The following is a 20,970-nucleotide window of genomic DNA, read 5'->3' on the forward strand; positions in this document are numbered from 1 at the left end:
TTCTTTTTCTCAAAGGTCTGAGGCATCAGCCTTTTTTCAGGACCTTGTTGCCCAGCAATTCCGCGATCTGCACCGCGTTCAGGGCCGCGCCCTTGCGCAGGTTATCGCTGACGCACCACAGGTTCAGGCCGTTCTCGACCGTGCCGTCCTGACGGATGCGGCTGATGAAGGTCGCGTAATCGCCCACGCATTCGATGGGCGTGACGTAGCCGCCGGGCTCGCGCTTGTCGATCACCAGGATGCCGGGGGCCTCGCGCAGGATGTCGCGGGCCTCGTCCTCATCCAGGAAATCCTCGAATTCGATGTTGATCGATTCGGAATGGCCGACAAAGACCGGGACGCGCACGCAGGTCGCCGTGACCTTGATCGCGGGGTCGAGGATCTTCTTGGTCTCGACCACCATCTTCCATTCCTCCTTGGTCGTGCCGTCTTCCATGAAGACGTCGATCTGGGGAATGACGTTGAAGGCGATCTGCTTCTGGAACTTCTTCGGCGCGACCTCCTGACCCGGCACATACATGCCCTTGGTCTGGTCCCAAAGCTCGTCCATGCCGTCCTTGCCCGCGCCGCTAACCGATTGATAGGTCGAGACAACCACGCGCTTGATGCGGGCGCGGTCATGCAGCGGCTTCAGCGCCACCACCATCTGCGCGGTCGAGCAGTTGGGGTTCGCGATGATCATCTTGTTCTTGTAGTCGTGGATCGCGTCCGGGTTCACCTCGGGGACGATCAGCGGGATCTGCGGGTCGTAGCGATAGAGCGAGGAATTGTCGATCACGACGCAGCCCGCCGCCGCCGCGCGGGGCGCGTGCAGCTTGGTCGCGTCCGAGCCGATGGCGAACAGCGCCATGTCCCAGCCGGCGAAATCGAACTGCTCGATATCCTGAATCTTCAAAGTCTTGTCGCCGAAGCTGACCTCGGTTCCCTGGCTGCGGCGCGAGGCCAGCACGGCGATTTCATCCACCGGGAACTGGCGCTCGGCCAGGATGTTCAGCATTTCGCGGCCCACATTGCCCGTGGCGCCAGCGACGACGACTTTGTAACCCATTTCGGGGGGACTCCTTTTCCTGCGGTCGGGGGCGTTTAACGCAAAAGGACGCGCAACGCCAGTGCGCGTTGCGTGGCATCCGGCGCAACACTCTTGCGCGGCCACCGGCGGACGGGCCTTGAAAGGCCGGGAAAATCGGCCTCACCGCCCGGCCACCGGGGATGCACGGGGCATGCACCGGATGTGCACCGCTTGCGAACGTTGCGCGCGGGGCTCAGATCAGGCGCAGCCTAGGATCGGATGCGGCGAGGGCGCGGACCCATTCGCCCTCGGCCCCGAAATCATGCGGCACCTGCGCGGCGCTGCGGCGGCCCGACAGCGAGAGGCTGGCGAAGAAGTCGAACCCGTAGAGCGTCAGCGAGGCCAGGGGCGCGCGCAGGCAGAGGTCGATCGTCAGCGCGCCCGTCGTGGGGGGAGCGCCGAGGCGGGCAGCCAGCGCGCGGTGGTCGTGGAGGGGATGCAGGTAGAAGCCGGGCGAGGTGGCGCTGCGCCAGTCCAGCCGCTTGCGCTTGGGCGACATCCACAGGATGCGCGCAGGGTCGAGCCTTGCGCGGTCGGCATCGCCGAGGCGCGTGGCCAGCGCCAGCCAGTCGGTGCGGGTGCCGTGGCTGGCAGCGCTCGGCATCGGCGCGCGGTTGATGCGGATCACCAGATCGGCAGCGTCGATAGCTGGGCCATGCGCGGTTTTTGCCAGCGCGCGGGCATTGCCGATCAGCGCGACATGGCGGTCCGCCAGCGCCGACAACAGGTCGGGTTGCGGGGCCGAGAGCGCGGCCAGAGGCGCCTCGGCCCGCAGGGTGCGCGCGAGCAGAAAGCCCAGCCGCGTCACGCCAGCATCCGGCGGTAGAGGTCCACCAGCGCCTGCGCCTCGCCCTCGATGGCGTGGTTGGCGGTGACATGGGCGCGGGCATCCGCACCGGCCTGCGCGCGGGCCGCGTCGTCATCCAGCCAGCGCGCCAGAGCCGCCGTCAGGGCGGGGGCGTCGCCCGGCGCAATCAGGCTGCCGGTCTGGCCGTCGCGGATCAGCGTCTCGTAGGCGCCGACGCGGGCGGCGACGGTCGGCACGCCGCAGGCCATCGCCTCGAGCGGGGTGAGGCCGAAGCCCTCCCACCGCGCGGGGGCGGCGAACAGGTCCAGCGCCTGATAATGGCGCACGACCTGATCCCAAGGCAGTTCGCCCAGAAAGCGGATGCGGTCCTGCAGCCCGGCCTGGGCGATCCGCGCCTTCAGCTCGTCGGCAAAGCCCTGTTGATCCTGCGTGATGCGGCCCGTCATCAGGATCTGCGCGCGGGGGCGGTCGGGCAGCAGGTCCAGCCCCGCCTGCACCAGAAGGTCGATCCCCTTCTGCGCGCGGATGCGGCCGAAGCAGCCGATCAGCAGCGCGTCGGGGTCAAGGCCCAGTTCGCGGCGCAGGGCGGCGCGGTCGGGGGCGGGCTGGAAGACCTGCGTATCGACGCCGTGCAGGATCACCTGCGCCGGGCGTTCCAGATAGCTGGCCGCCTGCGGCGAGGTCGCCACCAGCGCGTCCTGTTGCCGGATCAGCCAGCGGGTAAAGCCGGTATGCCTGCGCTGCGCGGCGGATGTGAAGAGCAGCCGGTATCTGCGCCGCAGCACATGACGCAGGATCAGGCCAAGCGCCATTTCCGTGTTGCGCCGCGCATGCCAGACCCGCCAGCGGTCGCGCGGGATCGTCGCGGCGCGGGTCAGCGGGATATGCGGCAGCTCGGGTGGCAGGCCCGGCCCGGTCGCGGCGATGGCGATCATGCGCGCCTGCACCGGGATCAGCCGCACCACGGTCGCGGTGACGCCCGACAGGCGGCGCTTGAGGTTCGGGGCGACGATCAGCGGATCAGGCGTCGGGTCGGGCATCCGGGCGGGCCTCGGGGGTGCGGAAGTAGAACAGGAACCCGACCACCAGCGGGATCAGGAAGAACAGCCACAGCATAGAGAAAGCCTGCGCGGGGGGATAGGCCGCCTCGGCCGCGTAATAGACCGGACGCGAGGCGAATTGCATCGCCCCCACGCCTCCGATCGAGAACATGTTGAGGAAGGTCACGCCCCGCCCCACCAGATGCGGCGGCAGGAAGGACCGGCCATGCGCCATCAGCAGCGGATAGGCCGCCCCCGAGACACCCACCAGCGCCAGAAGCGTCACGGCAAGGCCGAGGCTGGGCTGCGGCACCAGCCACATCGCCGCCATCACCGCGATGGTGGCGGCGGTGAACAGCAGGATCGTGCGGCGCAGGCTGCCGATGATCCGCGCGGCGGGACCGACGAGGAAATTGCCCAGCACCATCGCCAGACCCATGGCCAGCGTCGCATTGCCGATCGTGCGCGGATCGGCGGCGAAGACCTGATCCAGCCACGGCGCCGCCCAGAGGCCGCGAATCGCCCCCGCCGCCGCGTAGTTCACCGCCAGAAGCGGCAGGATGAACCACAGCGCGCGCAGGGCGAGGATTTCACGCAGCGAGCCCTTGGGCTGGTCGTCGCCCAGCCGGGCCGGGTCGCGCACCGTCCGCGCGATCATCAGCGCCACGCCCAGCGTGATCGCGACCAGCAGCCACAGCGTCGGGCGCCAGTCGATCGCCTCGATCACCCAGACCAGCGGCGCGGCGCCGAGGATGTTGCCCAGCGAGCCGAAGCCCACCACCGCCCCCGCCAGCGTCCCGAAGGCCGAGGCCGGGTATTCGCGCGCCAGGATGTAGTAGGAGGCCATCAGCACCGGCGCGCAGCCGATCCCCAGAAGCGTCAGCGCGACATGCAGGTGCCAGGGCGCGGTGGCCAGGGCGAAGACCAGCGCGCCTCCGCCGCCGCCCAGGGCCAGCATCAGCGCGCAGGTGCGGCGCGGGCCGTAGCGGTCCAGCGCCTGCCCGACGGGGATCTGCATCAGGGCGAAAGCGATGAACCACAGGCCCGAGGACAGGGCCAGATCGCCGGGCGTGGCGCCCAGCTGGTCCTGCAGCACCGGCGACATCACCGCCAGAAAAGCGCGGTAGAACTGGCTGAGCATGTAGGCCAGCACAAGGCTGACGATTCCGGCCGTGACGAGTGGCATGTGGTCCTCCGTTCCCCGGCCGCAAGCTGCGCCAAGGAGCGGAAAGCTGCAAGATGTGCAATTTCCGCCGCCCGGTGGGCGGGGCGGATCAGCCCTGCGCGGGCGTGGTGGCGCCGCCCATCGATTCCAGCCGCTCGATCAGCGGCGTCAGGGCCGGGCCGCGCGTGGCGCAGGCCTGCGGGTCGTCCATCACGCTGTAGGCGGGGCGGAAATATTCGCGGTCGTAATCCAGCGGGTCCAGCCCCAGCCGCGCGATCAGCCGGTCCGAGGTGCCGTTCAGCAGCTGCCATTCGCCGTCGCTGACGGCGTAGTCGGGGCAGTTCTCGCTGATCACGTTCGCCTCGGCCAGTTCGCGGATCAGGTCGCGGGCGGCCTCGTCCGACAGGTCCGAGACGTCGGGCAGCGGCACGACAAGCCGGTCGCCCGGCACGCCGTCGGCGCCCTGAGACAGGGCCTGACCGGCCAGCAGCAGACCGCCGGCCAGCACGGTTCCCAGCATGATCGCATCCCAGGTCTTCATCGCATTCCCCCTCTTGCGGTCGGTGCGCGGCGCAAGGTCGCCTTGCCGGCGGCCGGGTGCAAGGCAACTCGGCGTGAGGATGCCCGCGAACTTGACCCACGCGCAACCCTTGTCTAACCCGACCCTGCGCCGCGCCTGGCGGCAGAAGACCCGCGCCAATCCGGCGCCCTTTGGAGGGTTCATGTCCGACCGTTACTCGCTTCTCATCCTGCCCGGCGACGGGATCGGCCCCGAAGTCATGGCCGAGGTCGTCAAGGTCATCGACTGGTTCAAGACGAACCGCGCCATGCCGTTCGACATCCAGCACGGGCTGGTCGGCGGCTCGTCCTATGACGCGCATGGCACGCCCCTGACCGACGAGACGATGGCGCTGGCGCAGTCGGTGGATGCGGTCCTTCTGGGCGCGGTCGGCGGCCCGAAATACGACGATCTGGATTTCGCGGTGAAGCCCGAGCGCGGCCTGCTGCGCCTGCGCAAGGAGATGGACCTGTTCGCCAACCTGCGCCCGGCCCAGTGCTTCGACGCGCTGGCCGATTTCAGCAGCCTCAAGCGCGAGGTGGTCGCGGGGCTGGACATCCTGATCGTGCGCGAACTGACCTCGGGCGTCTATTTCGGCAATCCGCGCGGCATCGAGGCCGACCCCACGCCGGGCAACGAGGGCGGCCGCGTCGGCATCAACACCCAGCGCTATACCAGCGGCGAGATCCGCCGCGTCGCCCGCGCCGCCTTCGAGCTGGCCGCCAAGCGGCGCGGCAAGGTCTGTTCGATGGAAAAGGCCAACGTCATGGAATCGGGCATCCTGTGGCGCGAGGAAACCCAGTGGGTCCATGACAACGAATACAGCCAGATCGAGCTGTCGCACATGTATGCCGATAACGGCCTGATGCAGCTTGTCCGCAAGCCCGGCCAGTTCGACGTGATCCTGACCGACAACCTGTTCGGCGACCTTCTGTCGGATGCGGCGGCGATGCTGACCGGATCGCTGGGGATGCTGCCCTCGGCCAGCCTTGGCGCGCCGATGGCCAATGGCCGGCCCAAGGCGCTGTACGAGCCCGTCCACGGCTCGGCCCCCGACATTGCGGGTCAGGGCAAGGCGAATCCCATCGCCTGCATCCTCAGCTTTGCGATGGCGCTGCGCTATTCCTTTGCCGAGGGCGAGGCCGCCGATCAGCTGGAGGCCGCCGTCCAGACGGTTCTGGCCGATGGTGTCCGCACCGCCGATCTGATGGGCCCGGAAGGCGGCCAGCCGGTCAGCACCGCCGAGATGGGCGACCGGATCGTGGCGGCCCTGTCGGCCTGACCCTTCAGCCGGGCGCTGGCGGGCGGTGCCGGGCCAGCGCCTCGAGATGGGCCGCGACGCGGTCCAGCCAGCGCGCCGCATCGCTGGCGCGCAAGGCCTGCGCCGGATCGTCGGGCGGTCCGGCCAGGATGCGGGCGCGGTGATCGCGCGCCCGGCCCTGCGCCCGCGCGGCCAGCCGCGCCATGCGGGCGATCTCCGATTCGGCCAGAGCCGCCGCCGCAAGGGCGCGCGCCGGGCGGCGCAGGGCGGGATGCGCGCCGATTGCGTGCAGGCTGGCATGGTCGGCCAGCCGGTCCTGCAACCGCCCCAGATGGTCCATACGGTGCAGAAGCTGCGCATAGCGCGCCTGCAGCCCCGCCTGATCGGGCGCGACGCGGATCTGGGCAAGCCAGGGCCCCAGCGCATCGAGCGTCTGGCGCACCTGTCCGGCGCTGGCCGCCAGCGGCCGCAGGTCCGGGCGCGGCGACAAGGCCTGAACCAGCGCGCGGGCCTGAAGGGCGGCGGCCTTGCGCGCGACGGATTCGGCCGCGTCCAGCGCGGCGGCGGGGTCGGACAGCAGGCGGCGGTCCAGCGCCTGCGCGAGGCCCGGATCGCGGTCGGGGACCAGCCAGCCCACCAGCGCCGCAAAGGGCCGGGTTAGCGGCAGGAACACCAGCGCGCCCGCAATGTTGAAGGCGCTGTGGAACAGGACCAGGGCGGTCGGCGCGTCGGCCGCTCTCAGCAGCGGCGCGACCAGACCCAGAAGCGGCAGCGCCATCGCCGCCGTCACCAGATTGAACATCAGGTTGGCAAGGCCGGTCATCCGCACCTCGCGCGAGCCTCCGATGGCGGTCAGCAGCGCGGTGAAGGTCGTGCCGACATTCAGCCCGATCACCAGGGCCGCGCCCTGCGTGACCGTGACCCCGCCCGAGCCGACCAGCACCAGCACCATCGCCACCCCCGCGCTGGAGCTTTGCGTCAGCGTGACCAGCACCACCCCGATCCCCGCCAGCGCCAGCCAGCCCGGCAGGCCGTCATCGGGCAGGTGGCGCAGCCAGCGCGCCGCATCCAGCCCCGCCATCGCCTGCTGCATCATGTCCAGCCCCAGAAACAGCAGGGCCGTCCCGGCCAGCATCTGCCCCAGCCGCGCCGCCCGCCCGCGCGACAGCAGCATCAGCAGGCTGGCCGCGAAGAGGACCGGCAGCATGGCCTGCGCCAGATCCAGCTTGAAGCCCAGCAGGACCACGATCCAGCCCGTGACCGTCGTGCCGATATTGGCGCCGAAGAGGATGCCCAGCGATTGCGCGAAGCCCAAGACGCCCGCCCCGACGAAGCCGATCGTCATCACCGTGACCGCCGTCGAGGATTGCACCGCCGCCGTCGCCGCAAGGCCCGTCAGCATCCCGCGCAGGGGTGTCGTGGTCAGCCGCGCCAGCCAGCGCCGCAGCCGGTCGCGGCCCAGTTCGCGCAAGGCGGCGGTCATCGTCTCCATCCCGAAGAGGAACAGCCCGACGCCGCCCAGAAATCCCAGAAGGGCGTGATCCATGGACCAAGATTGCCCGGCCTCTGCGGGATTGACAATCGCCGCCCGGATGCCTTGTGTTGGCGCAAACAGCGACATCGGAGGGACCATGGCCGCAAACAATTTGCGCGGCGCCGCGCTGGCGCTTTTGGCGATGGGAATCTATGCGACCCATGATGTCGCCATCAAGGCGCTGGGCGGCACCTATCCTCCGCTGCAGATCCTGTTCTTCTCGTCGCTGCTGTCCTTTCCGCTGGTGACTCTGGTCCTGTTGCGCGACCCCAATCCCGGCACGCTGCGCGCGGCCAATCCGGGCTGGGTGGCGCTGCGGACGGTCTGCGCCGTGCTGGGCGGCATGACGGGGTTCTACGCCTTCTCGACCCTGCCTCTGGCGCAGGTCTATGCGATCCTCTTCTCGATGCCGCTGCTGATCACGGTCCTGTCGATCCCGCTTCTGGGCGAACGCGTAGGCCGGCACCGCTGGTTCGCGGTCGCCCTGGGGCTGATCGGCGTGCTGATCGTGCTGCGGCCGGGCACGCAGGCTCTGTCCACGGGCCATCTGGCGGCGCTCATGGCGGCGCTGACCGGGGCCACGGCGGCGGTGATCATCCGCAGGCTGGGCGGGACCGAGCGGCCGATGGTGCTGATGATGTGGCCGATGCTGGCCAATTTCGCGGTGACCGGCGCGTCCCTGGGCTTTGCCTATCAGCCGATGACCGCGGGCGCGCTGGCGCTGAGCGGCGCGATCGCCGCGATGGGGCTGGCGGCGGGCTTTCTGCTGATCCTCGCCTATCGCGCGGGCGAGGCCGCCATGGTCGCGCCGATGCAATATTCCCAGATCCTGTGGGCCACGGCCTATGGCTGGTTCCTGTTCGGGGAATCGGTCGACCTGCCGACCATCCTGGGCATCGCGGTGATCGTCGCCTCGGGCGTCTACATCGTCTGGCGCGAGCGGCGCGGCGGCAATTCCGCCAACAGCCCCGTGATCGAGACCCGCATGCGCAGCGAGACCGTGACCGCCCCCAAGACCACGATCCTGCAAAGATTGTGGGGTCCGCGCGGCTGAGGGGCTTGCAATCCCCCCGGGCTTTCGCTACCTGCCCAAGTCACGGTCGGAGCGTAGCGCAGCCTGGTAGCGCACCTGCTTCGGGAGCAGGGGGTCGGAGGTTCGAATCCTCTCGCTCCGACCATGATGACCGCCTCCCGACGGTCGCCCTCATCCCGCCATCCCCCTGATGCCAGCGCACCGATCCGGCGCGCAATCGTCCGTTCCCGCCCCCGCCCGCGCGTGGGGTGAAACCCCCTGCACGATCCTGTCGTAACCCATCAGACCTGGCCCGCTAATTGCAGCAAATTCGACGCGTTTCGGCGATGCCGGGCAAGGCTTTCTTCATCGCTTCCGGGCAGGTTCGGGAAGCATGCAAGATCAGGACGTTGGAGATTGGGGATGGCGCAGGTGACGACGCTGGCCATGTGGGAACAGGTTCGGGTAGACACGCGGCGCGTGGCGGGCATCGTCAACGAGCTGGGCGAGACCTCGGCCCGCAACGTGATCGAGCTGGCGCTTGAACAGCTGGCGGCCAAGCTGACGGCGGTGGATCAGGCTTTGTCCCAGGGGGATCTGGCGCAGGCGGCGGCGGATGCCGAACGCGTCGCGCGGCTGGCCTGGCAGATCGGCCTTCTGTCGCTGGCGGGCGTGGCCATGGATCTGGGCAGCTGCGCCGATCGCGGCGACCGCGTCGCGCTGGCGGCGGTGCAGGCGCGGCTGATGCGGGTCGGCAACCGCTCGCTGACGGCCATCTGGGACCGCACCGCTCTAGCCTGAGCGCGCCCTGCCGGCGCATCGGCATCGGCCGGGACGGGGGGTGCGGGTCGGGGGGTTGCGGGTCGGGGCACAGGCTGTAACCTTGCGCCGAACCGCGAACGGAACCGATGATGACCCCTGAATTCGCCCCGGCCTCGTCCGATACGCTTCCCCTCTGGCCCTTGTGGAAAGGGCAGGACCTGCCGGCAGAGGCCGGCGACTGGCCCCGCGCCTGCGGCTTTTCCGCCCGCCCGGGCGAGATCTGCCTGCTGCCCGGCGCGGATGGCGGACTGGCCGGCGCGCTTCTGGGTCTGGGCGATCCGGCGCAGGCCGCGCGCGAGCGTTTCGCGCTGGCCCGCGCCCATGCCCTGCCCGCCGGGGATTGGCATCTGGCCGCCCTGCCCGAGGACCTCGACCCCGAGGAATCGGCCTTGGGCTGGCTTCTGGGCCAATACCGCTTCACCCGCTACAAGGGCAGCCCCACGCCCGGCCCGCGCCTCGTCTGCCCCGAGGGCGTCGATGCCGACAGGCTGGTCGCCATCGCCTCGGCCGAATTCCTGACGCGCGACCTGATCAACACCCCCGCCAGCGACATGGGCCCCGACAAGCTGGAGGCCGCCGCCCGCGCGCTTGGCAACAGCATCGGCGCAAGGGTCGAGGTGATCTGCGGCGCGGCCCTGACCAAGCAGAACTTTCCGCTGATCCATGCGGTCGGCCGCGCCGCAGCGATCGAGCCGCGCCTGATCGACATGCGGCTGGGCGACGACGGGCCGCTGCTGACCATCGTGGGCAAGGGCGTGTGCTTCGACACGGGCGGGCTGAACCTCAAGCCCGGCGCCTCGATGGGGCTGATGAAAAAGGACATGGGCGGTGCTGCGACGGCGCTTGGCCTGCTGAAGATGCTGGCCGCGACGGGCGCTGCGGACCGGATGCGCATCCGCGTGCTGATCCCGGCGGTGGAAAACAGCGTGGCAGGCAATGCCTTCCGCCCGGGCGACGTGCTGGCCAGCCGCAAAGGGCCAAGCGTCGAGGTGAACAACACCGATGCCGAGGGGCGGCTGGTCCTGGCCGATGCGATGGCCTACGGGGCCGAGGAAAACCCCGACCTGATGATCACGCTGGCCACGCTGACGGGGGCGGCGCGGGTGGCGCTCGGCCCCGATCTGCCGCCCTTCTACTGCGATGACGACGCGACGGCCGAGGTGCTGCAACAGGCCGGGATGCAGGTCGGCGACCCGGTCTGGCGGATGCCCTTCTGGGCGCCCTATGAATCGCAGATCGAACCGGCCATCGCGGATCTGGACAACGCGCCCTCCGGCGGGATGGCAGGCTCGATCACGGCGGCCCTGTTCCTGCGCCGCTTCGCCGAAGGCGCGGGCCGCTACGCGCATTTCGACATCTATGGCTGGCAACCCGCCGCCGCGCCGGGCCGCCCCAAGGGCGGCGTGGGCCAGGGCGCGCGCGCGATCCTGGCGGCGCTGCCCAGGATCATCGCATGAGCGACCGCCGCCTGACGCCCGCCACCGACCGGGTGGCGCTGACCACCCTGCGCGGCGTGCTGGACCGCCCGGAATGGACCGATGGCAGCCCGGCCCGCATCGCTCGCCCGGTCACGGACCTCCTGGCCCGCCCCGACGGGCCGCGCGACCGCCAGCTGCTCTGGGGCGCCGACGTGACCCTGATCGAGACGCGCGGCGAACATGCCTTCGTGCAGGCCCGCGCTGACGGCTATTGCGGCTGGATCGACAGGGCCGCGCTGACCGCCGACCTGCCCCCTCTGACCCACCGCGTCACGGCCCCCGCGACGCATGTCTATCCCGAACCCGACATGAAGACGCGCGAGCGGACCAGCCTGTCGATCGGCAGCCGCCTCGCCGTCACCGACACCCGCGACGGCTTCGCCGCTTTGGCCACGGGCGGCTACGTCCCCTCCCAGCATGTCGGCACGGACCCGGCCCCCGACCCGGTCCCGGTCGCGGAAAGTCTGCTCGGCACGCCCTATCTCTGGGGCGGCAACAGCCGATGGGGGATCGATTGCTCGGGCCTCGTGCAGATGGCGCTGACGGCCTGCGACCGGCCCTGCCCCGGCGACAGCGACCTGCAACGGGCGGCGTTCCCGCCCACCGACAGGATCGAGCGCGGCGACCTGCTGTTCTGGCCGGGCCATGTGGCGATGGCCATCTCGGCAGACATGATGATCCACGCCACCGCCTGGGCCATGGCGGTCATCCATGAGCCCATCGCAAGCGCCATGAGCCGGATCGAGGCCGCGGGCCAGGGCCCTTTCCTCGGCGCGCACCGCCCCTGACGCCCCTTTGCCTTGGTCCAAATATCCCGGGGGGAGTCGCGGAACGCGACGGGGGGCAGCGCCCCCCTGCCCGGCCTAAAGGTTGAACACCCGCTCGGGCTGGACCATGCCGCCCTGATAGCGCCCGATGCAGACCGGCCCGGCGGGGTCCGAGACCCAGACCAGCTCGCCCCATTCGGCCCCGCCCGTCACCTGACCGGGATTGCCGTTCCTGATGCGGACCGCGCCCTCGGGCGTGGCGCGCAGCATCGGCAGGTCGGTCAGCCCGGTCTCCAGCGGCTTCAGCTGCGTCTGAAGCCAATCCTGCGCCTCGCGGTCCACGCGGGCGAAATCCACGCCCTCGGCCGCGTCGAAGGGGCCGGACCAGGTGCGGCGCAGATGCGCGACATGACCCAGACAGCCCAGCGCGCGGCCCAGATCGCGGGCGATGGACCGGACATAACCGCCCTTGCCGCAGACCATCTCAAGCCGGGCCGAATCCGGTCCGGTCTCCAGCAAGGCAAGGCTCTCGACCCAGAGGGGGCGGGCGGCCAGTTCCATCTCGACCCCTTCGCGGGCCAGGTCATAGGCGCGCTCGCCCTCGACCTTGACGGCGGAAAAGGCGGGGGGGACCTGCATGATCTCGCCGGTCAGGGCGGGCAGCGCCGCCTCGATCGCGGCGCGGTCGGGGCGCAGGTCCGAGCGGCGCACCACCTGGCCCGAGGCGTCGTCGGTGGTCGTCTCGGCGCCCCAAGTCACGGTGAAATCATAGCATTTCAGCGCGTCGGTCACGATGGGAACGGTCTTGGTCGCCTCGCCCAGGGCCACGGCCAGAACCCCGGTCGCGTCGGGGTCCAGCGTGCCGGCATGGCCCGCCTTTTTCGCGTCCAGCGCCCAGCGCACCTTGGCGACCACGGCGGTCGAGGTCACGCCCGCGGGCTTGTCCACGATCAGCCAGCCATTGATGTCGCGACCCTTCTTGCGGCCCATGACCCACCTTTCCGAAAGCAAGGCGGCGGCATAGCGGGCCCGGGCCCGGTGGTCAACAGGGCGAGGTCAGCCGTCCTGCCCCACCAGCCCGATGATCGGCCCCATCGAGCGGCCGAAATCCGCGCGCCGGACCGAGGGCGCATAAAGCCGCGACACCGATCCGTCGAAATAGAGCGCATTCGGCGTGCCCAGCCCGTCGCGGAAGAAGCGGCCGAATTCGTGGAAGGTGACCGGACGGTTCGAGATGGCGAACCAGGCCGTCTGCCCGTCGGCCGAGACGCCGACCCCGTTGCGGATGTAGCGGCTGGTCGAATCGACCAGAAAGCGGGGGTGCAATTCGCCCTCGATCACCAGCATGGGGCCGGACTGGGTGGCCAGCCGGCAATCGGGGCGGGCCTGCGCGAATTGGCGGCTTTCGACCACCGCGAAGGGCTGCGCGCCGCCCGAACAGAAGACGCCGTTGGGCAGCATGCCGAAATTGCCCTCGCTGCCGGCGGTGACGAGGGGCGACAGCTCGACCCCGTCGATCACCAGAAGGCCCACCGCCCGGTAATCGGAATGGAACATCCCGGCATTCATCGCGAAGCCCAGCGATTCGCCCGGCGCCAGCACGCGGCGCACATTGGCGAAGTTGCGCAGCGGCGCGCCGTCCGGCCCGTCCTGCCAGAGCCGCAGCGCGCCTTCCTGCGCGGCGGGCACCTCGCAGAGGACATAGCCCTGTCCGTCATGTTCGACCCGTTCGCAGATCGCGGCGGCGGCGGGCAGGGCCAGCGCCAGCAGCATCCCGAAGGCCACGCCCAGACGGCGCGGCAGGTCAGCGCTCATCGTCATCCTCGGGGTTGTCGCTTTCGACGTCGCGGCGCACGCGCTCGTCGGCGAACATGCGGCGCGTGTCGTCCAGCCGGTCGAAGGTCTCGTCCAGCTGGAAGCGCAGCTGCGGCGCGTATTTCAGCGACATCGCCTTGGCGACCAGATGGCGCAGTTCGGGCGCGTTGCGGCGCAGGGCGGCCAGCGCGTCCTCGGCCCCCGCCCCGCCCAGGGGCAGCACGAAGGCGGTCGCGATCTTCAGGTCGGGCGAGGTGCGGACCTCGCCCACGGTGATCGAATGCCGGTTGAGGTCGGGATCATGCACATCCCCGCGCAACAGCACGTCGGACAGGGTGCGCCGGATCAGTTCGCCCACGCGCAGCTGTCGCTGCGACGGGCCTTGTCCATGGGAAAAGCGGTTCTGTGCCATGCCGTCCGATGTAGGGGGTCGCGGCGCGGCCCGCAACGGGATATGAGCCGCAGGACAGCCAAAGCGGAGAAGCCCGATGAGCGATTTCCAGAACAGCACCCAGCCCCAGCGTCCGGGCGTGGTCGTCACCGGCGCATCGGGCCGGATGGGGCAGATGCTGATCCGGCTCTTGCTGGACAGCCCGGACCTGCGGCTGGTCGGCGCGCTGGAGCGGACCGGCCATGACTGGATCGGTCGCGATGTGGGCCAGGCGATGGGCGGCGCGCCGGCGGGCGTCGTGGTCAGCCATGATGCGGTCGCGGCCATCGCGCAGGCGCAGGCGGTGATCGACTTCACCGCCCCTGCCGCGACCGTGGCCTTTGCCGAACTGACCGCGCAGGCGCGCGCCGTGCATGTGATCGGCACGACCGGGTTCGAGCCCGCGCATCTGGATGCGCTGCGGGCCGCCGCGCGCCATGCGCCGATCATCCGGGCGGGGAACATGAGCCTGGGCGTCAACCTGCTGGTCGGGCTGACCCGCAAGGTCGCCGCCGCCCTGGGCACGGATTGGGATATCGAGGTGGTCGAGGCCCATCACCGCCACAAGGTCGATGCGCCCTCGGGGACGGCGCTGATGCTGGGCGAGGCCGCCGCCGAGGGGCGCGGCGCCAGCCTTGACGATCTGCGCACCCCTGCGCGCGAGGGGATCACCGGCGCCCGGGCGCCCGGCAGCATCGGCTTTGCCGCCATTCGCGGCGGCGACGTGGTGGGCGAGCATGACGTGATCTTCGCCGCCGAGGGCGAGCGGATCGTGCTGCGCCATCTGGCGACCGACCGCGCGATCTTTGCGCGCGGCGCGCTGCGCGCGGCGCTGTGGGGGCAGGACAAGGGCCCCGGCGAATACGACATGCATGACGTGCTGGGGCTCTAGCCCTCTTGCCAGCGGCCCCCGGCCCGGCGCAGCCTTGCGCCGTGCCAGCCGGAGGATGCCATGAAGGATTGCCTGTTCTGCAAGATCGCCCAAGGGTCGCTGCCCGCCCATGTCCTGCACCGGGACGATCACGTCATGGCCTTCCTGGACCTGCATCCGATCCGCGAGGGCCATGCGCTGGTCATCCCGCGCGCCCATCACGTCTGGTTCGAGGACATGCCCGCCGATCTGGCCGCCCGCGTGACCCATTGCGCCCAGAGCATCGCCCGCGCGATGAAGGCGCTTTACCCGGTTGATCGCGTGTCGATGTTCTTCACCGGCATCCATGTGCCCCACGCGCATGCCCATGTCGTGCCGATGCATCATGTCCATGACGTGACCTCGGCCGCCTATCTGGCGGACGGACCCGAGGCGTTCTCGGTCCCGCCAAGGGCGGCCGATGACCGCATGGCCGCCGTCGCGGCCGATCTGGCGCGGGCGATGCGCCCCTAGCGGGCGATGCGGCAGCAGCCGGTCAGAAGCTCGGTCCCGTTCATCACCGCCATGGCGCGCAGGCCCATCACCCGGTCGGACATCCCGTCCGAGCAGGCCTGCGGCGTGGCCGTCAGCGTGATCGGCCCGGCCACGATCGCGCGCGCCGGGTCGCGGAAGACGCCGCTGTCGAGGATCGCGCCGATCCGGTGGCGCGTCTCGCCCTCGGGCGTGGCATGGACCAGGTCGCCGCCCTCGGCGTGAAGCGACCAGAAGGGCTCGGTCCCGTAGCAGGAAAAGCCCTGCGGCAGCTGGCCCCATTCCCAGACATCGGTGCGGTAATCAAGATAGCGCATCGAGACCCAGCCCGAGACCTCTCCGGCATTCACGCGGCCCCAATTGCCGCTTTGTTCGGTGATCTCGATCCCGGTGGCGTCGGGGGCCAGCGTGCCGATCACCGGGGATCGCGCATCGGGGCGCTGGCGGATGTTCAGCACGTCGTCCGAGGCCACGCGGGCCACGTCGAACAGGGTCGGCAGGATGTATTCCTGCGTCGCATGGGCGGGCGCGACATTCAGCGCCAGAAGCGCGGCGAGGCAGGCAGAGGGCAGCAGGCGCATGGATCGTTGTCCCTGATGATCCGCACCAGTCTAGCCCGGCAGAACCGCCGGCAGAAGCCGGGCGGGCTTCACGCTTTTGCGCGCGCGGCATTCGACCTTTTGACAAGTCGGCCTTTCCTGCGGAAAGGTCTAGACTGGCTTCAAGCAGCGTCGCCAACGGGGGCTAGACATGGCAGACAGCAGGCACGAACCCCAGAATGCCGCCGAAGGTTTCCGGACGGCCCTGATCGTCGAGGACCATCCTCTGTTCGGCGATGCGCTGGCGATGACGCTTCGCTCGGTCTCGGGGATCGCGCATGTGACCCATGCCGAAAGCCTGGGACAGGCCTGCGGGCTGCTGGGGTCGGGCCATCCCTTCGACGTGATCCTGCTGGACCTGAACCTGCCCGATGTGGACGGGCTTGAGGGCCTGCTGACGCTGCGCCGCACGGCGCCGGGCGTGCCGGTCCTGCTGGTCACATCGGTCAACGAGACGCAGGTGATCCGTTCGGCCCTGGCCGGGGGCGCTGCGGGTTTCGTGCCCAAGCATTCGCGCCGCGACGTGTTCCGCGCCGCCTTCGAGGCGCTGGCCGCGGGCGAGATCTTCGCCCCCGACCTGCCCCCCGAAGCCGCCATGGACGAGGATGCGGGCGGCCGTCCCAATCCCGAATCGATCATGCGGCGCCTGTCCCAGTTGACAAGGCAGCAGGCCAGGATCCTTGATCTGATCTGCGAGGGGCAGATGAACAAGCAGATCGCGCATGAATTGTCGATCGCCGAGACGACCGTGAAGGCCCATGTGACCGCGATCATGCGGAAGATGGGCGTGTCGTCGCGGACGCAGGCGGTTCTGATGGCGCGGGACGCGAATCTGAGGGGACGGATTGCCGATGGTGGAGGCACGGCATGATCTGATGGCGCAGCACGGCGGGCAGGACGCGGCGCAGGAGGAGGCGCCGCGCCGGGCCTCGGTCGCGGCGGCACTGGCCGATCCGGCGGGCGCCCTGGCCGAGCGGCTGGGTCCGGGCCCGCATGCGCTGATCGTGCTGTTCGCGGGCGAGGGCGCCGTGCTGCCGCAGGTGCTGGCCGGCCTGACCGCGCGCTATCCCCGGACCGAGATCCTGGGCTGCACCACGGCGGGCGAGATCGGCGAGGACGGCTATGCCGAGGGGCATCTGGTCGCCATCGCCTTTCCGGCATCGTCCTTCGCGGTCGAGACGGTGGTGATCGACCCCCTGTCGGCCATCGATTCGCGCCGGATGGTCGCCCGGCTTCAGCAGGCGCGGCTGGACCTCAGCCGCCATGCCGACCGATTGCGGCACGAGCTGGCGCTGCTTCTGGTCGACGGCGTCTCGGGCGAGGAGGAGTTCCTGATCGCCTCGCTGTCGGGCGGGCTGGGGCCGATGCCCATCGTCGGCGGATCGGCCGGGGACGGGCACAATTTCAGCCGCACGCAGGTCTTTCGCGGCGAGCGGGTGCATGATCACGCGGCCATCGTCTGCCTGATCCGCAGCCGGATGGTGATGCGGACCTTTTCCTTCGATTCGACCATGCCCTCGCGCCGGCAGATGGTGGTGACGCAGGCCGACCCGGCCCGGCGCATCATCCTGCGGATCAACGACGAGCCCGCCGCCGCCGAATATGCGCGGCTGCTGGATTGCCCGCTCGACAATCTGGGGCCCGAGCTTTTCGCCACCCGCCCGGTTCTGGTGCGCGTAGGCGGGCGCCATTTCGTGCGCGCGATCCGCGATGTCGGGCCGGGGCAGTCGCTGCTGTTCTTCGGCGCCGTGGCCGAGGGGATGGTGCTGACCCTGTCGGCCGAGACCGACATCGCCGCCCATCTGGAACGCGCGCTGGAGGGGCTGTCGCGCGACGCGAGGCCCAGCCTGATCCTGGGCTTCGACTGCGTGTTCCGCCGCATCGAGGTCGAGACGCGGCAGCGCGTGGCCGAGGTCTCGGCGCTGCTGGCCCGTCACCGGGTTGCGGGCTTTTCCACCTATGGCGAGCAGATCAACGGGATGCATCTGAACCAGACGCTGACGGGAGTGGCCTTCTATCCCGACGGGGCGGGCTGGGCATGACGAGCGTGCCCGTCCTGCCCGACCTGCCCGCCGATATCGAGGCGATGCTGCGGCCCGGCGACGACCCGGCGCGGCGGCATGAAAAGCTGGTCAGGATCGTGCAATCGCTGATCCGCCAGATCGAGGACCTGCCCGACGATCACGGCGCGGGCTATGCCCAGTTCCAGCGCGCCGCCGTGCTGGAGGAGGAGGTCCGCGCCCGCACCGAACAGCTGGAACATGCGCTGGACCTGCTGAACGCCTCGAACGCGCAGCTTTCCGCGGCCCTGGCCGAGAAGGAGGCCGCGCGGCGCAACCTGGCCTCGGCCATCGAGACCGTGCACGAGGGGTTCGCGCTGTTCGATGCCTCGGACGTGATGGTGATGTGCAATTCGCGCTTCAACGCGCTGCTGCCGGACATCCGCGACCGGCTGCGGCCCGGCCTGTCCTTCGAGGAATATCTGGCGCTGGCGGCCAGTTCGCGCCATCTGGTCCTGCCCGAGGGCCTGACCCGCGACGGCTGGATCGAGATGCGCCGCCGCCGCCATGCCGAACGCCACTTCATCCTGACCCAGGGCATGGCCGACGGGCGGCTGGTGCAGGTTTCGGAGCAGCGGACGGGCGATGGCGGCACCGCGATCATCCAGACCGAGGTGACGGAACTGGTGCGCGCCGAACGCGCCGAACGCGGGCGGATGCTGGACGACCAGGCCGCGATCCTGCAGGCGACGCTGGAACATCTGCCGCTTGGGGTCTGCCTGTTCGATGGCGGGCTTCGGCTTCTGGGCTGGAACAGCAACCTGTCGCAGATGCTGGCTCTGCCGCTGCCGCGCCTGCGGCGGGGGATGCATTTCGACGATCTGTGGCAGCAGATCCGGCGGCAATTCGTCTTTCCCGCCGGGCAGGGGGCGCATTCGCTCCTGTCCTGGGCGCGGTCGGTCCGGCGCAAGGAAAGCTACCGGACCGAGGTGACGCTGGGCGCGGGCCGCACGCTGGCCATCTTCGCGCAGGAGATCCCCGATGGCGGCTTCGTCATGTCGCTGGACGACATCACCGACCACAAGCGCGCCCTCTACGAGATCAGCCGCGCCAACGAGACGCTGGAGACCCGCGTGCAGGAACGCACGCTGGAGCTGGAGGACGCGCTGGCCCGCGCCGAACGCGCCAATGCGTCGCGCGCGCGGTTCGTCGCGGCGGTCGGCCATGACCTGATGCAGCCCCTGTCGGCGGCGACGCTCTATGTCGGGTCGCTGATGGAAGAGATCGCGGGCGCGGGGCCGCGCGCCAAGCTGGACAAGATCCAGCGCTCGCTGGATTCGGTCAGCGGGCTGATCGAGGCGCTGCTGGACATCTCGCGCCTCGAGGCCGGGCAGGCCGCGCTGACGATCGAGCCTGTCGCCCTGGCCCCCATGCTGGAACAGCTGCGCGCCGAATTTGCGCCCTTGGCCGAACAGAAGGGGCTGGAACTGGTGCTGCGCCCGGCGCGCGCCACGGTCCTGTCGGACCGGACCTATCTGCGGCGCATCCTGCAGAACCTGATCTCGAACGCGATCCGCTACACGGATCGGGGCCGGGTGATGGTCGCGGTGCGGATGCGCGGCGACCGGCTGCTGGTGCAGGTGCGCGACAGCGGGCGGGGCATCGCGGAAAAGGACCATCAGGTCATCTTCGCCGAATTCCGGCGGCTGGATGCCAAGGCCTCGGCAGCCGAAGGGCTGGGGCTGGGGCTGGCCATCGTGGACCGGGCGGCCTCGCTTCTGGGGCACGGGCTGAGCCTGCGTTCGGCGCCGGGCCGGGGTTCGACCTTCTCGGTCGAGATGACGACGACGCGGCAGGGGGCCAGCGACGGGCTGGCCGGTCCGGTCGCGGCGGCGCCCACGCAGGCCCTGTGCCTGACCGCGCTGATCGTGGAAAACGACCAGGGCATGACCCAGGCCCTGACCCAGCTGCTGGAGCAATGGGGGGTGGACGTGCTGGACGTCACCTCGGGCGAGGAGGCCGTCGCCCTGATCGAGGAAACCGGGGTCGAGCCGGATCTGTGCCTGTGCGATTATCAGCTGGGCGCGGGGATGGATGGGCTGGAATGCCTCAAGGCGCTGGCGGGGATGCTGCCGCCGAATGCGGGCCGCTGGCTGATGACCGCGAACCGGGCCGATGCGCTGGCGCAGGAGGCCGCCGCCCTGTCGGTCGAACTGCTGACGAAACCGATCCTGCCCGCCACGCTGGCGCGGATCGTCATGGCCGCCGGGCGTCAGGCGCGGCCGGTCGAATAGCGCCGCTCAGGCCTCTTCGTGCAGCCTGCGGCGCAGGATGGCGCGGGCGCGGTTCACGCGGCTCTTGATCGTGCCGATATCGCAGCCCAGCACCTCGGAGGCGTGCTGGTAGCTTTCGCCGATCACCGCGACCAGAACCAGCGCCTCGCGGTAATGGACGGGCATCTCGCGCAGCGCCTGCTGCATTTCCTGCGAGGCCATGTGCCAGTCCTGCGTCGCCGCCACCACCGGCCCGCCCGAGACGCAATCCTCGGCCCCCGTCCTTTCGCGCGCCCGCTTGCGGCAATCGGTGTAGAAGCGGTTGCGCATGATGGTGAACAGCCAGGCCCGCATATGGGTGCCGGGGCGGTAGCTGTGGGCGTTCTCGATGGCGCGCAGCAGGGTTTCCTGAACCAGATCCTCGGCATCGGCAGCGTTGCCGCAAAGCGATCTGGCATAGGCTTTCAGCGCGCGGACATGGGCTAGGACGTCGTCGGACATGATGAGCTTTCGGGCCGGATTGCGGGTCGAAGTTGTATGACCAAATGCCGCACTCGCCCGTTCAGTTCCGTGACCGCCGGCAACCGGCGGTCCGCCGCAGATGGCGGCACGATCCGCAGCGGGAACAAACCGACAGGACACTTGTTCCAGCCCCATCTCTTCGCAGCACATTTACGGAGAACCCCGATGAGCTTTCACGCCCTGACCGCCAAAGGTGGCGGCGATCCTCTGGCCGAGGCCGATCCGGTTCCGCTTGTCGGGCCGGGGCGGAACAGCCCGCCCCGGATCGTCCGCCGCACCACGATCACGCTGCATCTGGAATTGCGCGATGACGGCGCGGTTCAGGTGACCTCGGGCGACATGCCCTGGCTTGCCCTGTGCGAACACGACCCGCGCCGCCTGTTCCGCGATGTCTGCGGCGCGCTGCGCTATGAA

The 20,970-nt window shown here is 70.0% G+C and carries 22 protein-coding genes and 1 tRNA gene; 12 read left to right on the forward strand and 11 right to left on the reverse strand.

Going from position 1 to position 20,970, the window contains the following annotated elements; genetic code table 11:
- Nucleotides 1–25: 25 nt before the first annotated feature.
- From QAR72_RS04210 to QAR72_RS04230, 5 genes are all read right to left on the reverse strand, one after another.
- The gene (locus QAR72_RS04210) at nt 26–1,048 is read right to left on the reverse strand and encodes an aspartate-semialdehyde dehydrogenase (protein ID WP_304616115.1); all 1,023 of its coding nucleotides are present in this window, start codon (nt 1,046–1,048) and stop codon (nt 26–28) included.
- A gap of 214 nt (nt 1,049–1,262) precedes the next feature.
- Nucleotides 1,263–1,877: a glycosyltransferase family 29 protein gene (locus tag QAR72_RS04215; RefSeq protein ID WP_304616116.1), complete on the reverse strand. Its 615-nt coding sequence runs from the start codon at nt 1,875–1,877 to the stop codon at nt 1,263–1,265.
- Nucleotides 1,874–2,917: a glycosyltransferase family 4 protein gene (locus QAR72_RS04220; RefSeq protein ID WP_304616117.1), complete on the reverse strand. Its 1,044-nt coding sequence runs from the start codon at nt 2,915–2,917 to the stop codon at nt 1,874–1,876. The genes QAR72_RS04215 and QAR72_RS04220 overlap by 4 nt, the downstream gene beginning before the upstream one ends.
- Nucleotides 2,898–4,103: an MFS transporter gene (locus QAR72_RS04225; protein ID WP_304616118.1), complete on the reverse strand. Its 1,206-nt coding sequence runs from the start codon at nt 4,101–4,103 to the stop codon at nt 2,898–2,900. The genes QAR72_RS04220 and QAR72_RS04225 overlap by 20 nt, the downstream gene beginning before the upstream one ends.
- 88 nt (nt 4,104–4,191) lie before the next feature.
- Nucleotides 4,192–4,623 (reverse strand): hypothetical protein, encoded by a 432-nt coding sequence (locus tag QAR72_RS04230; protein ID WP_246587978.1) that lies wholly within the window; start codon nt 4,621–4,623, stop codon nt 4,192–4,194.
- A 181-nt stretch (nt 4,624–4,804) separates the two neighbouring features.
- Here QAR72_RS04230 and leuB point away from each other — a divergent pair, with 181 nt between their 5' ends.
- The gene (leuB, locus tag QAR72_RS04235) at nt 4,805–5,923 is read left to right on the forward strand and encodes a 3-isopropylmalate dehydrogenase (RefSeq protein ID WP_304616139.1); all 1,119 of its coding nucleotides are present in this window, start codon (nt 4,805–4,807) and stop codon (nt 5,921–5,923) included.
- A gap of 4 nt (nt 5,924–5,927) precedes the next feature.
- Here leuB and QAR72_RS04240 read toward each other — a convergent pair whose 3' ends face one another.
- A complete protein-coding gene (locus QAR72_RS04240) occupies nt 5,928–7,448 on the reverse strand; it encodes a Na/Pi cotransporter family protein (RefSeq protein ID WP_304616119.1) in 1,521 nt (506 codons plus the stop codon).
- A gap of 85 nt (nt 7,449–7,533) precedes the next feature.
- On the opposite strand from QAR72_RS04240, the gene QAR72_RS04245 reads away from it, so the two are divergent.
- From QAR72_RS04245 to QAR72_RS04265, 5 genes are all read left to right on the forward strand, one after another.
- A complete protein-coding gene (locus QAR72_RS04245; protein WP_304616120.1) occupies nt 7,534–8,490 on the forward strand; it encodes a DMT family transporter in 957 nt (318 codons plus the stop codon).
- Between the two features lie 47 nt (nt 8,491–8,537).
- Nucleotides 8,538–8,614: transfer RNA gene (locus QAR72_RS04250), tRNA-Pro, on the forward strand.
- A gap of 257 nt (nt 8,615–8,871) precedes the next feature.
- A complete protein-coding gene (locus tag QAR72_RS04255; protein WP_304616121.1) occupies nt 8,872–9,249 on the forward strand; it encodes a DNA repair protein RecO C-terminal domain-containing protein in 378 nt (125 codons plus the stop codon).
- Nucleotides 9,250–9,359: 110 nt separating this feature from the next.
- Entirely contained in the window at nt 9,360–10,727 is a 1,368-nt protein-coding gene (locus QAR72_RS04260) for a leucyl aminopeptidase family protein (protein WP_304616122.1), read from the forward strand.
- Nucleotides 10,724–11,536, forward strand: coding sequence for a C40 family peptidase (locus QAR72_RS04265; protein ID WP_304616123.1), 813 nt, complete (start codon nt 10,724–10,726; stop codon nt 11,534–11,536). The genes QAR72_RS04260 and QAR72_RS04265 overlap by 4 nt, the downstream gene beginning before the upstream one ends.
- A 75-nt stretch (nt 11,537–11,611) precedes the next feature.
- On the opposite strand, the gene truB is transcribed toward QAR72_RS04265, so the two are convergent.
- From truB to rbfA, 3 genes are all read right to left on the reverse strand, one after another.
- Nucleotides 11,612–12,505, reverse strand: a complete 894-nt coding sequence (gene truB, locus QAR72_RS04270) for a tRNA pseudouridine(55) synthase TruB (protein WP_304616124.1) — start codon at nt 12,503–12,505, stop codon at nt 11,612–11,614.
- 66 nt (nt 12,506–12,571) lie between these two features.
- A complete protein-coding gene (locus QAR72_RS04275; RefSeq protein WP_304616125.1) occupies nt 12,572–13,330 on the reverse strand; it encodes a phosphodiester glycosidase family protein in 759 nt (252 codons plus the stop codon).
- Entirely contained in the window at nt 13,320–13,742 is a 423-nt protein-coding gene (rbfA, locus tag QAR72_RS04280; protein ID WP_304616126.1) for a 30S ribosome-binding factor RbfA, read from the reverse strand. Before rbfA ends, QAR72_RS04275 begins: the two co-directional genes overlap by 11 nt.
- Before the next feature lie 76 nt (nt 13,743–13,818).
- Between rbfA and dapB the strand changes: the two genes are divergently transcribed.
- Nucleotides 13,819–14,652, forward strand: a complete 834-nt coding sequence (gene dapB / locus QAR72_RS04285; RefSeq protein WP_304616127.1) for a 4-hydroxy-tetrahydrodipicolinate reductase — start codon at nt 13,819–13,821, stop codon at nt 14,650–14,652.
- 60 nt (nt 14,653–14,712) lie between these two features.
- Nucleotides 14,713–15,144: an HIT family protein gene (locus QAR72_RS04290; protein WP_304616128.1), complete on the forward strand. Its 432-nt coding sequence runs from the start codon at nt 14,713–14,715 to the stop codon at nt 15,142–15,144.
- On the opposite strand, the gene QAR72_RS04295 is transcribed toward QAR72_RS04290, so the two are convergent.
- Nucleotides 15,141–15,743, reverse strand: coding sequence for a COG3650 family protein (locus tag QAR72_RS04295; protein ID WP_304616129.1), 603 nt, complete (start codon nt 15,741–15,743; stop codon nt 15,141–15,143). The two genes, QAR72_RS04290 and QAR72_RS04295, sit on opposite strands and share 4 nt — an antisense overlap.
- 169 nt (nt 15,744–15,912) lie before the next feature.
- Here QAR72_RS04295 and QAR72_RS04300 point away from each other — a divergent pair, with 169 nt between their 5' ends.
- The 3 genes from QAR72_RS04300 to QAR72_RS04310 are packed head-to-tail and all read left to right on the forward strand — an operon-like array spanning nt 15,913 to nt 20,055.
- Nucleotides 15,913–16,632 (forward strand): LuxR C-terminal-related transcriptional regulator, encoded by a 720-nt coding sequence (locus QAR72_RS04300; protein WP_304616130.1) that lies wholly within the window; start codon nt 15,913–15,915, stop codon nt 16,630–16,632.
- Complete coding sequence (locus tag QAR72_RS04305; protein WP_304616131.1) at nt 16,613–17,803, forward strand: FIST N-terminal domain-containing protein; 1,191 nt, start codon at nt 16,613–16,615, stop codon at nt 17,801–17,803. Before QAR72_RS04300 ends, QAR72_RS04305 begins: the two co-directional genes overlap by 20 nt.
- A complete protein-coding gene (locus QAR72_RS04310; RefSeq protein WP_304616132.1) occupies nt 17,800–20,055 on the forward strand; it encodes a hybrid sensor histidine kinase/response regulator in 2,256 nt (751 codons plus the stop codon). Before QAR72_RS04305 ends, QAR72_RS04310 begins: the two co-directional genes overlap by 4 nt.
- A gap of 6 nt (nt 20,056–20,061) precedes the next feature.
- On the opposite strand, the gene QAR72_RS04315 is transcribed toward QAR72_RS04310, so the two are convergent.
- Nucleotides 20,062–20,535 (reverse strand): sigma-70 family RNA polymerase sigma factor, encoded by a 474-nt coding sequence (locus QAR72_RS04315; protein ID WP_304616133.1) that lies wholly within the window; start codon nt 20,533–20,535, stop codon nt 20,062–20,064.
- Between the two features lie 186 nt (nt 20,536–20,721).
- Between QAR72_RS04315 and QAR72_RS04320 the strand changes: the two genes are divergently transcribed.
- A partial coding sequence (locus QAR72_RS04320) for a hypothetical protein (RefSeq protein ID WP_304616134.1) occupies nt 20,722–20,970 on the forward strand: 249 nt, incomplete at its 3' end.

Origin of the sequence: Paracoccus sp. (in: a-proteobacteria) (genome assembly GCF_030604785.1) — a bacterium.
Lineage (GTDB): Bacteria > Pseudomonadota > Alphaproteobacteria > Rhodobacterales > Rhodobacteraceae > Paracoccus.

What these genes read in the sequence shown, in the direction of transcription:
- QAR72_RS04210 (WP_304616115.1), bottom strand. Translation starts at nt 1,048, where the DNA reads ATGGGTTACAAAGTCGTCGTCGCTGGCGCCACGGGCAATGTGGGCCGC.
- QAR72_RS04220 (WP_304616117.1), bottom strand. Translation starts at nt 2,917, where the DNA reads ATGCCCGACCCGACGCCTGATCCGCTGATCGTCGCCCCGAACCTCAAG.
- QAR72_RS04225 (WP_304616118.1), bottom strand. Translation starts at nt 4,103, where the DNA reads ATGCCACTCGTCACGGCCGGAATCGTCAGCCTTGTGCTGGCCTACATG.
- QAR72_RS04230 (WP_246587978.1), bottom strand. Translation starts at nt 4,623, where the DNA reads ATGAAGACCTGGGATGCGATCATGCTGGGAACCGTGCTGGCCGGCGGT.
- leuB (WP_304616139.1), top strand. Translation starts at nt 4,805, where the DNA reads ATGTCCGACCGTTACTCGCTTCTCATCCTGCCCGGCGACGGGATCGGC.
- QAR72_RS04240 (WP_304616119.1), bottom strand. Translation starts at nt 7,448, where the DNA reads ATGGATCACGCCCTTCTGGGATTTCTGGGCGGCGTCGGGCTGTTCCTC.
- QAR72_RS04245 (WP_304616120.1), top strand. Translation starts at nt 7,534, where the DNA reads ATGGCCGCAAACAATTTGCGCGGCGCCGCGCTGGCGCTTTTGGCGATG.
- QAR72_RS04255 (WP_304616121.1), top strand. Translation starts at nt 8,872, where the DNA reads ATGGCGCAGGTGACGACGCTGGCCATGTGGGAACAGGTTCGGGTAGAC.
- QAR72_RS04260 (WP_304616122.1), top strand. Translation starts at nt 9,360, where the DNA reads ATGACCCCTGAATTCGCCCCGGCCTCGTCCGATACGCTTCCCCTCTGG.
- QAR72_RS04265 (WP_304616123.1), top strand. Translation starts at nt 10,724, where the DNA reads ATGAGCGACCGCCGCCTGACGCCCGCCACCGACCGGGTGGCGCTGACC.
- truB (WP_304616124.1), bottom strand. Translation starts at nt 12,505, where the DNA reads ATGGGCCGCAAGAAGGGTCGCGACATCAATGGCTGGCTGATCGTGGAC.
- QAR72_RS04275 (WP_304616125.1), bottom strand. Translation starts at nt 13,330, where the DNA reads ATGAGCGCTGACCTGCCGCGCCGTCTGGGCGTGGCCTTCGGGATGCTG.
- rbfA (WP_304616126.1), bottom strand. Translation starts at nt 13,742, where the DNA reads ATGGCACAGAACCGCTTTTCCCATGGACAAGGCCCGTCGCAGCGACAG.
- dapB (WP_304616127.1), top strand. Translation starts at nt 13,819, where the DNA reads ATGAGCGATTTCCAGAACAGCACCCAGCCCCAGCGTCCGGGCGTGGTC.
- QAR72_RS04290 (WP_304616128.1), top strand. Translation starts at nt 14,713, where the DNA reads ATGAAGGATTGCCTGTTCTGCAAGATCGCCCAAGGGTCGCTGCCCGCC.
- QAR72_RS04295 (WP_304616129.1), bottom strand. Translation starts at nt 15,743, where the DNA reads ATGCGCCTGCTGCCCTCTGCCTGCCTCGCCGCGCTTCTGGCGCTGAAT.
- QAR72_RS04300 (WP_304616130.1), top strand. Translation starts at nt 15,913, where the DNA reads ATGGCAGACAGCAGGCACGAACCCCAGAATGCCGCCGAAGGTTTCCGG.
- QAR72_RS04305 (WP_304616131.1), top strand. Translation starts at nt 16,613, where the DNA reads ATGGTGGAGGCACGGCATGATCTGATGGCGCAGCACGGCGGGCAGGAC.
- QAR72_RS04310 (WP_304616132.1), top strand. Translation starts at nt 17,800, where the DNA reads ATGACGAGCGTGCCCGTCCTGCCCGACCTGCCCGCCGATATCGAGGCG.
- QAR72_RS04315 (WP_304616133.1), bottom strand. Translation starts at nt 20,535, where the DNA reads ATGTCCGACGACGTCCTAGCCCATGTCCGCGCGCTGAAAGCCTATGCC.